This is a genomic window from Pseudooceanicola spongiae, from assembly GCF_014899185.1.
Lineage (GTDB): Bacteria > Pseudomonadota > Alphaproteobacteria > Rhodobacterales > Rhodobacteraceae > Pseudooceanicola > Pseudooceanicola spongiae.
The window spans coordinates 461893-473451 of record NZ_CP045201.1 but is presented as its reverse complement, the minus strand read 5'-3'; the positions used below and the strand labels follow the sequence as shown (position 1 = coordinate 473451).

Here is an 11559-nt window from a genome sequence, read left to right as displayed (position 1 = left end):
GATTTCACAATGTCTAATCCGGGCTGCGCCGAACCTCTTGCGTATTGTTAGTCCGCACAAAATGCTCTGTCGAGTGGTTCGGGCGCCTGATGGCGCCTCCTCTCGCAGACGAGTGCGGGCTGGTCAGACAGGTTTTGGATCTCCGCCGAGTACCCTGCACCGGTGCACCATGAGCGTTGCGCGTGTTGGACTCGCAAGGGTCCTTGGACGATTTCATGCTATTCCGCCCTTTCAAGGGCATGTCTTCGATGATCAAACCTATCTAGGCTCTGGCTTCACAACCAAGAGAAAAGCGACGCAGCAAGAGCAATGGCTGAGGGAAAGACATTGGCGCTTCGTTTGCACCGTGTGGCCACTAGCCTCCAGCCTTTCAAACGTCCGAACTTGATTTCGATCCGGTTTCGCCTCCGTATGGGCCGCGCGCATCACTCATTGTGTGCAATTTGGCCCCTCTCGTGTCATTGCTGCGCAGTACCCTGCGGGGTCGTGGATTGGACGTCACGCCTCCCTTAGTTGACCCAAGGGTCTACGTTATGTGATGTGCTTCGAGATCAGTCGCGTCGATGGAGATCGTCTAGTGCGGACCATACTCCCACGGCGTTTCAAATCAGTACAATCCATTGCAATTGGTAAAGAGAATGCAGCTCAGGCCTCGTCCCCTGTCGGCGATGCCAAGCCACACCTGCCGGGCAACAGGTCATCGCCCCGCGTCACGCCATGTATCTTCGCGAAATAGGGCCGAAGCGAGTCTATCTGAGCCTTGCTCGGCCTATACAGATTGCGCATCAAGCCCCTTTGGTTCGGGAACGGCGAATTATGCACACCCTCATAGCCACAAGGTGATCAATGGGTCCTGACCCTTCTGTATCTGGCATCTGCTAAACGACCCCCGTCACTCTCCCTGGCCAGGACAATGACGGGATGGTGCGCGACGTCTGACCCTTGTGGCATGACCGCGCTTCTTAGCCTGTCGGCACCGTCTCGGAGAGTTGATTGCTTCCGCTCTGGACCGCGCACCAGAACGAAGAGAGCATGGACAATCTATCACACCGCCGCGTTGTCGGCATAGACGTCAGCCGTGACTGGCTGGACCTTCATTGCCTGCCCGATGGGCTCCAATGTCGCGTGCCGAATGGACCAGACAGTCACGGGGCCATCGCGGATCTTGCCCGCGATCGAGAGGCCGTCGCTTGCTTTGAAACGCTCGAAACAGAAGGCGTCATCGCCCGGCAAGTGCCGCCCGTGCAGATAAGGGCGTTCGCATGAAGCCGGGGCACGCGTGCAAAGACCGACCGAATTGACGCGGAGCTTATTGCCCGATTCTTTGCCTTTCGACCCGATGCTGGTCGCCGCCTTCCCACAGAAAAGCTGCGATTTCTTAGAGCTTTGACCTCAAGGCGGGCCCAGGTCGTCGAGATGCGCAAACGGCAACTGGCACAGATGCGCGCGCATCAGAAGCCTGGCGCAGCCGAAATGTTCGACAGCATCGATACCGAACTGAAGGCGCGGCTCGACTGCCGGATCAAGGCGATGGAAGATAGAATCGGTGCCGCCATATCTTTCGACGATTTGCGGGCAAAGACCACTGGTGTTCTACACTCCATCCCCGGGATCGGACCAGTGGCCAGCACAATGCTGGTCGCGCAGATGCATGAGCCTGGCACCGTCACCGGCGAACAGGCCGCAGCTCTCGTAGGGCTCGCCCCCGTCGTGCATAACAGTGGAACCCTTCCTGGGAAGCGAACTATTGCAGGCGATCGCCGTGCTCTGAGGCATGTGATGTTCCAAGCTGCTTCGGTCGCCGCGCATCACAACCTGACCATGAAAACCTTTGCGGATCGCCTGCGAAAAGCCGGGAAACCGCACAAGCTCATCATAACGGCCGGCGCCCGGAAACGGGTCAACCTTGCTCACGCTCTGTGTAAAAGCCGTCAGAAATGGACGCCTTCGACCGCGTGAGGGATACAGTTGCTAGGCAAGCGTCGCGCGGGCAAGGCGAAGGCTTATCTCCATCTGGCTGTTAGGGCTCCGTATTGCTTCCGCGTCAGCTTCGCCCGTGCCGACGGCGAGTGTTGCGATCAGAAATCCCCAACAGCACACTGCAGGCAGGTCAGTCCGGCGTCACGCCAGAACGCGACGACAGCGCTTCGGTCATCTACCACAAGCCAGGGGCGATACCCATCGCCGCGTATCCGTGCGAGTGCGCTGCGCTTTACCTCCGGATCGCTTGCACCATCTTCGTCATGGCCGCGGAGATAGAGCGCATCATATGGTATTTCCATCTGTTCGAGCCAAGCTGCAGTATGACTCCGCCATCCGTCGGGGCGACCGGAACACAGAACGATTGCATCGCCCTGCGCTTTGAGCTTGTGCAGAAGGCGCGCGACCGGTGCGATCACCGCGGCGCTCGCCATCTCTTCGTGAAAGCTCTGCCAGTGCTTGACCTCGTCATGCACAAGATGGCCCAAGCGATCTGCATCAAATTCAGCCAGAGTGCCATCGATGTCGAAAATTACGCAATCCATCGTGTGTCTTTCTGTTCCAGCAGTGTTTCGCGCCAACCCTCCGGGCCGGGCGAAAATAGATAGGGTGTGGTGTTTGCGGGTGACGGGCCATCGGCGGCACCGCCAGTCAGATGGCGCACGGCCCTGATGACGCCCGAATGGGCGACACAGACCGGCACGTGAGCAGCGGCAAACCTCTGCGCCTCGGTGATCGCCATGCGAACGCGATCAATCATGTCCGCCCAGGGCTCGCCCCCCTCTGGCGTCTGGTCGCGTGGTAAAAGCTCGGACACCGGGCGGTTCTCCAGCTGGCCCCAGTCGCGTTCCCGCAATCCCTCGAGCAGAAACGGGCTGCTATGGGGAAAGGCCAGACGGGCCGTTTCCTGCGCCCGCTGCTGAGGGCTGGCGAACAGCATCATGTCCTGGGGCCATGCCCATCCCGACAGCGCTTGGGCCGAGCGGCGGCCTGCTTGTGTCAACTGCGCCTCTGTGCGGCCTGCGATGCGCAGGTCGCGGTTTGCATCTGTCTGACCATGGCGGATCAGCACGAATGGCTTCGCTGGCAAGCTCACAACAGGCACCTTTCGTTCAGCACAAGCTGGGCCTGAAAGCGCGGCTCCAGCAGGTAGTCCTCGGGTTGAGAGCAAAACAGAGGTGCGTAGCGCTGCGCCTCAAGACGGCGCACCATGGAGATCTGCTCCGACAGCGGCGGATGGACGTTCCAGCGCAGGAACTGCCCGCCCTCCGCCGCAATCACCCGCGCATGGGCCGTCATATGCCCGGTAAACAGCACCATCGCCTGCCGTCCCAGCCGCCCTGCGTCATGCCAGTCGCGCACAACCTGTGCGGCCATGCCAGCATCCGCATTCGGTGTATCACAAAGCAGAAAGCGTGCTTCGGGGTCAAAACCGACGTCCAGAAGCGGGGCCAGCTGATCTGCCATGCTGTTCAGGCTGCCACTGTGCAGGGCGCGATCAACTGCCCTGCGGCAACTGTCATCAAAGCTGACCGCGCCATACCGCATCAGATGCAATGCCAGCTCTCCCGCCCGCCCCGAAGGCGGTACCGGAAACAGGATCTGCCGCCCCTGATTTTCAAGCAGCATCTGATCGAGCGCCGAAATGCGCTGCGCCTGCGGAATGTCATCAAGATGATAGGATGAGTCGATCAGGGCTGTCTGGGCGCGGGGCGGAGGATCAAAAGCGAACCATGCGCTTTCCTCGGACCAGTCGCCGGAAAAGAACAATCCGTCCCCGAGATCGAAATGAAGCCAGACACCGCCCAAGGCATGACCATTGCGACCAGTGGTCACGCTGATCCCGTCAATCACAGTGCGACCGACTTCGGGCAGAACCGCGACATTGCTGCCGGGCGGAAGCGCACGCGCTGTTTGGGCGGTGCAATGGATCGGCAAGCCAGCGGTCACCGCATGTGCGGCCCCGCCGATGTGGTCGATGTGATCATGGGTGATGAACACACGCTCGGCGCCCTCGATCCAGTCCGGATTGAAGGGAGAGGTGGCTTCGGGTCCGACCCCCACATCCAGCACCCAAAGGGCCTGCCCCGTCCACAGGCGGATGCAGGCCGGTCCCTTTTCGCCGAGCCCCGAAAGAACCTCGATCCAGGGCGCGTACTGAAGGCTATCGTCACGCATGTGCCAGGGCCCTCTCCATCGTCACCACCCCTTCAGGATCGCGAAAGGCCCAGAGATCGTGCAGCCTGACACCGACGGTTTCCCCGATGCGGGCGCGCTGGCGGGCGAAGGCGACAAGGGTTTCACCGGCGGTATCCAGCGTCAGGCGGAATTGTCCGCCGAGATATGTGCAGCCGGTGACACGGGCCCGCAGCGGCGCATCATCGCTGAGAGAAATCGACTCGGGGCGGACGCTGACATGGCTCGGCTCTGGCGTGGCGCTGCGCGACAGAACCTCCTGGCCAAGGACATTCAGCAGCAGAAGGTTTCTGTCGGTTTGCCCTGTACGTCGGGCCGAGACCACGGCCCCATCGCCGACAAACCCTGCAACGAAGCAATCCACAGGTTCGCGGTACAGAACCTCAGGTGCTGCAAATTGCCGGATCTTGCCCGCTGCCATCACCGCAACCCGGTCGGCGAGGGCCAGCGCCTCGCCCTGATCATGGGTGACGTAGAGCATGGTGGCGCCCGTCCGGCGGTGGAACATCGAAAACACCTCCTGCATCGAGGCTCGCAGAGCCAGATCGAGGTTGGCAAGCGGTTCATCCAGAAGAACCGCGCGCGGATCGAACACCAGACAGCGGGCCAGAGCCACGCGTTGACGTTGACCACCCGACAATTGCGAAGGCATGCGCTGCGCCAAATCGCTTAGCCCCGTCAGGGACAGCGCCTCAGCCACGCGCGCTTCACGTTCGGCGCGCGGCACGCGGCGCACTTCCAGCGGATAGGAGACATTTGAAAACACGCTCTTATGCGGCCAGAGGGCATAGGATTGAAAGACGATGCCGATGCCACGATCTTCTGGCGGCACAAACTGGCTCGCGCCGGCCACCGTCTGACCGCCGATACGGATTTCACCTGCACTCGGGTGTTCAAACCCCGCCGTCAGACGCAGCAGCGTGGTCTTGCCACAGCCCGACGGTCCCAGCAGCGCGACGAATTCCCCCGAGGTGATCTGCGCATTGATGCTGTCCAGCGCGGCGACACCGTCGAACTGCTTGGAGAGGTTGGAAAAGCTCAGCTCTGCCATGGGATGACACCTTTTGGAAAACGCTTTGCCCCGGCCTGAACCAGCCCCATGAGCAAGACGATGAGAAGCACGATGGACATCGCCAGGGCCGAGGCCATGACGGTTTCACCGCTGTCTTCGAGATTGTAGATGACAACGCCCAGCGTTTCGGTCCCCGAGGACCAGAGCAACGCCGACACGGTCAGTTCATTCACGGCCGTCAGAAACACTAGGATCGCCCCTGCCGCCGCAGACGGTGCCGCGAGCGGCAAAACGATGTCGCGCAGACGCCGCGACAGGCGCGCACCAACGCTGGCCGCCGCTTCCTCCATCGCCGGATCAAGCTGCGCGATGCTGGCCTGGATCGGTCGCAGCATCACCACAAAGAACCGCGCCAGATAGGCCAGCAGGATGATCCAGATCGTGCCGTACAGCGTCATGTCCGTGAACGGAAGGTTCAGGAAGGTCAGGATGCAGGCAATCGACAGAACGACACCAGGCAAGGCATAGGGCAAGTCAATCAGCGCATCCAGAATGCGGCTGAGCCGGTTGGAGCGGCGCTCCATCAGCCAGGCCAGAGGCAAGCTGATCACCAGCAGGATCGCCGCCGCAGAGGTCGCGAGCATCAGCGAATTGCCATAGGCGCGCCGAGTACCCGGCTGGACGAACAGCACCTCTTTCCATGCGTCAAACGTGGCGGTCGTGAACGTCAGCGGCACCCCATACGCCGGGATAAGCGAGGTTGCGAGCAGGGCAAAGAGAGGCAGGCCGAGGATCACGAAGATGAACCCCCAGAGCAGCACTTCAATGGCGCGACGCCCCCGCCCGAGCGACAATGCCAGCGGATTGCCAGACAGTCCGACCAACCCGAAGCCCTTGCGCGACAGAACATAGCGGCTGAACAGAATGCCCAAAATCGCAACCGCACCGATCAACAGTGACAGCACGGCAACCTCGGGCAGGACCGATGGCCCCATGCCGACAAGGCGTTGATAAATCAGTGTCGGCAGGGTCGCGTAGCCTGCGGGAATACCCAGCATGGCGGGAATGCCGAAATTGCCCAAGGCGGTGACAAAGGCCATCGCGCCGCCAGCAATCAGAGAGGGCATTGAGAGCGGCAGGACGGTTTGCGCCCAGACCCGCAGCGATCCCGCGCCAGACATCCGGGCGGCCTCGACCAGATCAGCAGGGATCATCCGCAGACCTGCGCGCAGGGTCAGGAAAACCAGCGACGCATGCTGGATGCCGAGCAACAGGATGATGCCACCGGGCGAATGCAGCGGTTGCGGGCTGCCAAGGGGCGGGGCCAGTCCGATAAGCTTCAGCAAGGTCGAAGACGGACCGGCCATTTGCATCCAGGCCAGCGCGGTGATCTGCGGCGGGATCATCATCGGGATCATCAGGCAAAAGACCAAAGCTCCCTTGCCCCGGATATCCGTCAGCGCGACGAGAAAGGCAAAGCTCGCACCGATCAGGATTGACAGCACTGTCCCGCCGCCTGCGGTGATCAGCGAATGCAGCAGCGCGGTGCCCGTCGACGGCCGCGACAGAACCGTTGTCAGATGCTCGCTGGTCAGGCCGTCGCCAAACCCAATGCCCTCAAGCAACAGGCGCACGACCGGGCCGAGCGCGATCAGCGCCACCGGCAGCAGAATAAGCGGCAACAGCCGGTCCAGAGACCGGCTGCCACCTTTGGTGAACGTGGGCGTTCTCATTGGACGCCAAACACCTCTGCGAAGCGGGCCTTGTTGGCGTCCGTCTCGGCCAGTGCTTTGGCCGGATCGAAATCCATCAGCTTGATCGCATCACGTGCCGGGAAACCCTCGGGGCTGGCCACGCCGTTGCGCGCGGGGATGTAGCCCATGTCGACAACAAGATCCTGACCCTTTTCGCTAAGAACGAAATCAACGAACTTTTCTGCCGCATCCATGTGCTTGGTGCCGGCCATGATCGCGACAGGTTCGGTGACGTAGGACACGCCCTCTTTCGGGAACACGAAATCGACGGGCGATCCCTCGGCCTTGGCCCGCACTGCCATGTAGTCGACCAGCACACCGTAGGGCTTTTCACCCGATGCGACGGCCTTGAACGTGCCGCCATTGCCGCCTTCGGCGCGCGTGTTGTTGGCTGCAAGCGCCTCGTAATAGTCCCAGCCCAGACCATCGGTTCCGGTCAGCGTGGCCAGGTGGATCAACGCGGCGCCGGAATACAGCGGCGACGGCATGGCGACCAGATTGGCCATCTCGGGTTTGGCAAGGTCGGCCCAGGACGTCGGTACCGTGTCGGCACCAGTGTTATAGACGATGCCCGTCGTGATCAGCTTGGTGGAATGATAGTATCCTTCGGCGCTGTAGAGCGAGGCGTCGTATGCTGCCTCCTCGGGCGAGGCATAAGCGGCCAGCTGACCGGCCTGCGCCAGACCTTCAAGGGTCACCGTGTCTGCGATCAGCAGCACATCTGCTTGCGGCTGACCGGCCTCGATCTCGGCGGTCAGACGTGCCATCAGCTTGGTGGTGCCGTCACGGACCCAATCCACTTCGATGTCGGGGTTGGCTGCGGTGAAGGCATCAACCGTTTTCTGCGCATCCTCGTTCGGTTGCGACGTATAGAGCGTCAAGGTTTCCGCGCCTGCCAGAGTCGGAAGCGCCAGTAAGAGGGTAGCGGCCAAAAGGGAACGGGACATCAAAGTCTCCTGCCAAAGTGAATTTTCGTTCGAAAGAGCGGAATGTCGATTCGTCTCTCTTGCGGGCTTCCTATCGGCTCGACATGACAGTTCCGCGACAAGCCGGAATATTTATTTCATTGAGGTATCGTTGAGTTTTCGAGTGCTCCGCTGTAGTTTCAGATCAGTGCAACAAGGTTCGATCGAAAATGATTTCCAGCGAAGCGGCCCGACGTCGTGACCGGATTGTTAACCTGCTCTCCAGCTACGGAGAGCTGTCTGCCTCGGCCCTTTCCGAGATGCTGGGCGTGACGGTCCAAACGCTCAGATCTGATCTGCGGGCCCTTGATGACTCCCAAATCGTCAAGCGCCGCCACGGCGGAGCGAGCCTCGCGGCGAGCGAGAATATCGACTATCAGCCTCGCCTCTCCGTCTCACGGCAGGAAAAGAACAGGATCGCTGCAGCGGTTGCCAAAATGATCCCAAACGGCGCGACCGTCGCGCTGGGAACCGGCACGACGGTCGAGGCCGTGGCGCGCGCCCTTGTCGGACACGAGGGGCTGACAGTTGCCACCAACAACATCCACGTGGTTCTGGCGCTGCGCATGGCCGAACACATCACCATCCTGCTGGCCGGGGGCAAGGTTCGCTTGCGTGATCTGGACCTGATCGGGGCCGAGAGCCGCGACTTTTTCGATGGCCTTTGCTTCGACCACGCGGTCTTTTCTGTTGGCGGCGTCTCCGAGACCGGGGATCTGCTTGACTTCAATCTCGACGAGATCCGTGCGCGCCAGGCGATTTATGCCTGTGCCCGTGAGCGCACACTGGTGATTGATCACGCCAAGATTGGGCGAACGGCTCCTCACCGCTGGGGCCGGATACAAGATCTGGAGCGCACAATTTGCGGAGGTCCGCTGTCGCAAAGGCTTAAGACCGCAGGCAACGAAAGCGGCTGTGACTTCATCGAGGTCTAGGCACGGGCAAAGCTGTCTCGCCAAACCATCTTTTCGGAATCCCGCCTACGCAGGTAGACGCACATACTGCAGGCAGGTTCACACACCGCAATCTCCGCACTGCGCAAGCCGTTCAACAACTCTCTTTTGATAGCCGACCCAAGTGGATGCGACAAAACCCAGTGTATCGTCCACTTTGGTGTGCGCACCCCAACTTGACAGCGCCAGCTACAAGACCGTACAGCAAGCACAGGTATTGGGCACCTGCCGCCTGCGGACGTAAGTCACGGTGAAGCCCAACTTGAAAACGACACTCACCCTCGAAGCATTTCGCAGGTGGTAATGCAGGCTCCCATCTCTCTCGAAATGCCTCTTTTGAGGAGTGTAAGATGTCGCTTCAAGACGCATCCGATAACCGATTTCTGACGGCCTCGCCTGGACGGCTGTTTTTCACCAATGCCCTGCCAATGATGCTCATCATGATGATGGGGGGACTGCTGACCGTGGTCGATGCTGCATTTCTGGGTCACTTTGTCGGGGCCGATGCCCTTGCAGCCGTCAGCGTCGTATTCCCGATTGTCATGATCACCATAGCCCTCTCGACTCTTGTCGGCGGGGGCATGTCCAGCCTCTTGGCCCGACAGTTGGGGGCGGGTCATCACAGTGACGCAGCGGATGTCTTTGCGCAAGCACATGGACTGGCGGTGTTCCTGTCGATCACCCTTATTCTCGCCTTTGGGCTTGGCGGAGGTTTCATCACCAACGCTCTGGCGGACAATCAACCCGAAATTGCACGGATGGCCTACACTTATCTGGCGATCCTGATCCTCGCGACACCTGTCCAACTGCTTCTGAGCGTCCATGCAGATGCATGGCGCAATGAAGGGCGCGCGGGCCTCATGGCGTTGATGTCTGTCGGCGTCACCTTTGCCAATATCGCGCTAAATTATGCATTGATCGTGCGTCTCGACATGGGCGTCGCCGGATCGGCTTGGGGGACAGCAATCGCGCAATCTCTGGGGCTCGCGCTCCTCTTGGGCCTGCGCGGGCGTGGGGCCGGCACCTTGACGCTTTCCGGCCTCAGAACCTCTCGTTGGATCGGTAAATGGCGCGCCATAGTGACCCTTGGGGCCCCTGTCAGCCTCAGTTTCATAGGGATTGCATTGGTTTCTGCAACTGTGATCGCGGCCCTTCGACTGACCTCGGCCTCGGGCTATGTCGACAGCATCGCTGCCTATGGGATCGTCACACGGATCTTCAGTTTCGCATTCATGCCGCTGATGGCCATTGCGCTGGCGACCCAGAGCATTGTCGGGAACAACGTGGGCGCAAAACGCTATCGGCGCTCGAACGCCGTTCTGCGGCTCGCACTTACTGTGTCAGCTCTTTATTGTGCCGCGGTCGAGGTCATCTTGTTGACGGGACACTGCTGGATTGGCCGTGGGTTTGTCACGGATCTGGAAGTCATCGCGCAGGTCGGTCAAGTTCTGCCCCCAATGGCACCGCTTTATCTTTTCGCTGGTCCAATTCTCGTCCTTGCCTTGTATTTCCAGGCCATCGGAAAGCCTTTGCACACCGCGGCTCTCACCTTGGTCAAGCCATTCCTGCTCAGCCCTCTGCTAATTGCCACTTTAGGAATTTTCTACGGCGATAAGGCAATCTGGTTTGCCTTCCCGATTGCGGATGGGATTGTGGTTGCCATCGCACTTCGGATCATGATCCTGAGCCAAAGGGTCGGCAGTGAGGCCATCGGCTTCGGAATGTCAGAGGGGGCGGAAGCATGACGAAACTGCACTCTGTGACCCAAGCCAAATCACAGGCCAAAGCCCTGCGGATTGCTCTTGCCGCGCAGGGGCAGCCCCTCACCCATGCGCAGGCATTAGAGCTTATTGCTCACCAGAACGGATCGCGCGACTGGAATACGTTGCAAGCGAGGCTGTCACGTTCAAAGCAGGAGCCTTTCACACCGAACGCGACGGTGAGAGGGCGCTACATGAGCCAGCCCTTCACAGGGCGGATCGTGGCACTTGCGAAGGTAGGCAAAAACACACAAATCTCTCTTCAGCTGGATCAACCCGTCGATATCGTGCAGTTCGCCAGCTTCTCAAACCTGCGTAGCCATATCAGAAGCGTTGTAGGCCCTGACGGTCGATCCCCACGCAAGACATCAGATGGCACACCGCATCTCGTCATCGAAATTCCGAGCGGTTGATCCTGACGTTCTGCCCTGAAGAAAGAAGGAAAACGAGCTTGCCCCAAATGACCAAATAGAGCAGCGGACTTGCGGCAGCGCAGCTTGATGTCGTCGATCCAACACTGCTTCGGCGATTACCGCGCCCGGCTGGCGCCCAGTTCAAACGCCACCGCAGTGCCTTGAGCAGCGACATAGATGCTGGCGGCACGAGATTCAGGGGCCAACGTCCCGGGAAAGGCCGCTGTATCGACCCATCCACATCTGATCAGACTAAGCCGCTCATCTGCCTGCTTCGGCAGGGGTGGGCCGCGTTGAGTATCAAATATTCTTCGCGCGCGCCAATCCTTGGCCTGCTGCTTCGTATCGAATAGTTTGGATTTACGGACACCACGGCGCGCGATCTGCGCCTGCCAACAGCCAGTTTTCTGCTTCCGGATACTCGACAAATTACGAATCCCCGCGCGCTTCGTATTTCGCGCGTAAACGGCTGCCCAAAACTACGAAATCTGCCAAACAGGACGAGCGACACAGAGCGCTAAAAGCT

Annotated in this window: 11 protein-coding genes and 2 pseudogenes; 5 read left to right on the top strand and 8 right to left on the bottom strand. The window is 60.2% G+C overall.

Features of this window, described 5'->3' with window-relative positions; genetic code table 11:
• Positions 1 to 275 precede the first annotated feature (275 nt).
• Positions 276 to 419, bottom strand: a pseudogene (locus F3W81_RS21100) (IS5/IS1182 family transposase); the annotation flags it as partial.
• 625 nt (positions 420 to 1044) lie between these two features.
• Positions 1045 to 1233, bottom strand: coding sequence for a hypothetical protein (locus tag F3W81_RS20690; RefSeq protein ID WP_226941817.1), 189 nt, complete (start codon positions 1231 to 1233; stop codon positions 1045 to 1047).
• Positions 1234 to 1296: 63 nt separating this feature from the next.
• On the opposite strand from F3W81_RS20690, the pseudogene F3W81_RS21095 reads away from it, so the two are divergent.
• Together F3W81_RS21095 and F3W81_RS02230 are read left to right on the top strand one after the other, a co-directional pair.
• Positions 1297 to 1392, top strand: a pseudogene (locus F3W81_RS21095) (hypothetical protein); the annotation flags it as partial.
• 24 nt (positions 1393 to 1416) lie between these two features.
• Positions 1417 to 1959 (top strand): transposase, encoded by a 543-nt coding sequence (locus F3W81_RS02230; RefSeq protein ID WP_264298884.1) that lies wholly within the window; start codon positions 1417 to 1419, stop codon positions 1957 to 1959.
• Between the two features lie 119 nt (positions 1960 to 2078).
• On the opposite strand, the gene F3W81_RS02225 is transcribed toward F3W81_RS02230, so the two are convergent.
• From F3W81_RS02225 to F3W81_RS02200, 6 genes are read right to left on the bottom strand one after another with little or no spacing between them, the layout of a single operon-like run.
• Positions 2079 to 2525: a phosphatase domain-containing protein gene (locus tag F3W81_RS02225; protein WP_193082057.1), complete on the bottom strand. Its 447-nt coding sequence runs from the start codon at positions 2523 to 2525 to the stop codon at positions 2079 to 2081.
• Positions 2513 to 3076, bottom strand: coding sequence for a histidine phosphatase family protein (locus F3W81_RS02220; RefSeq protein WP_193082056.1), 564 nt, complete (start codon positions 3074 to 3076; stop codon positions 2513 to 2515). The genes F3W81_RS02225 and F3W81_RS02220 overlap by 13 nt, the downstream gene beginning before the upstream one ends.
• Entirely contained in the window at positions 3073 to 4158 is a 1086-nt protein-coding gene (locus tag F3W81_RS02215) for an MBL fold metallo-hydrolase (RefSeq protein ID WP_193082055.1), read from the bottom strand. Before F3W81_RS02215 ends, F3W81_RS02220 begins: the two co-directional genes overlap by 4 nt.
• On the bottom strand, positions 4151 to 5227 hold the full coding sequence (locus F3W81_RS02210) for an ABC transporter ATP-binding protein (protein ID WP_193082054.1): 1077 nt from the start codon (positions 5225 to 5227) through the stop codon (positions 4151 to 4153). Before F3W81_RS02210 ends, F3W81_RS02215 begins: the two co-directional genes overlap by 8 nt.
• The gene (locus tag F3W81_RS02205) at positions 5215 to 6921 is read right to left on the bottom strand and encodes an ABC transporter permease (RefSeq protein WP_193082053.1); all 1707 of its coding nucleotides are present in this window, start codon (positions 6919 to 6921) and stop codon (positions 5215 to 5217) included. Before F3W81_RS02205 ends, F3W81_RS02210 begins: the two co-directional genes overlap by 13 nt.
• Entirely contained in the window at positions 6918 to 7889 is a 972-nt protein-coding gene (locus F3W81_RS02200) for an ABC transporter substrate-binding protein (protein ID WP_193082051.1), read from the bottom strand. Before F3W81_RS02200 ends, F3W81_RS02205 begins: the two co-directional genes overlap by 4 nt.
• A 188-nt stretch (positions 7890 to 8077) precedes the next feature.
• On the opposite strand from F3W81_RS02200, the gene F3W81_RS02195 reads away from it, so the two are divergent.
• The 3 genes from F3W81_RS02195 (at position 8078) to F3W81_RS02185 (ending at position 11033) form a co-directional block, all read left to right on the top strand.
• Positions 8078 to 8842, top strand: coding sequence for a DeoR/GlpR family DNA-binding transcription regulator (locus F3W81_RS02195; protein ID WP_193082049.1), 765 nt, complete (start codon positions 8078 to 8080; stop codon positions 8840 to 8842).
• Between the two features lie 368 nt (positions 8843 to 9210).
• Entirely contained in the window at positions 9211 to 10605 is a 1395-nt protein-coding gene (locus F3W81_RS02190; RefSeq protein WP_193082047.1) for an MATE family efflux transporter, read from the top strand.
• Entirely contained in the window at positions 10602 to 11033 is a 432-nt protein-coding gene (locus tag F3W81_RS02185; protein ID WP_193082046.1) for a glyoxalase superfamily protein, read from the top strand. Before F3W81_RS02190 ends, F3W81_RS02185 begins: the two co-directional genes overlap by 4 nt.
• The last annotated feature ends 526 nt before the right edge of the window (positions 11034 to 11559 follow it).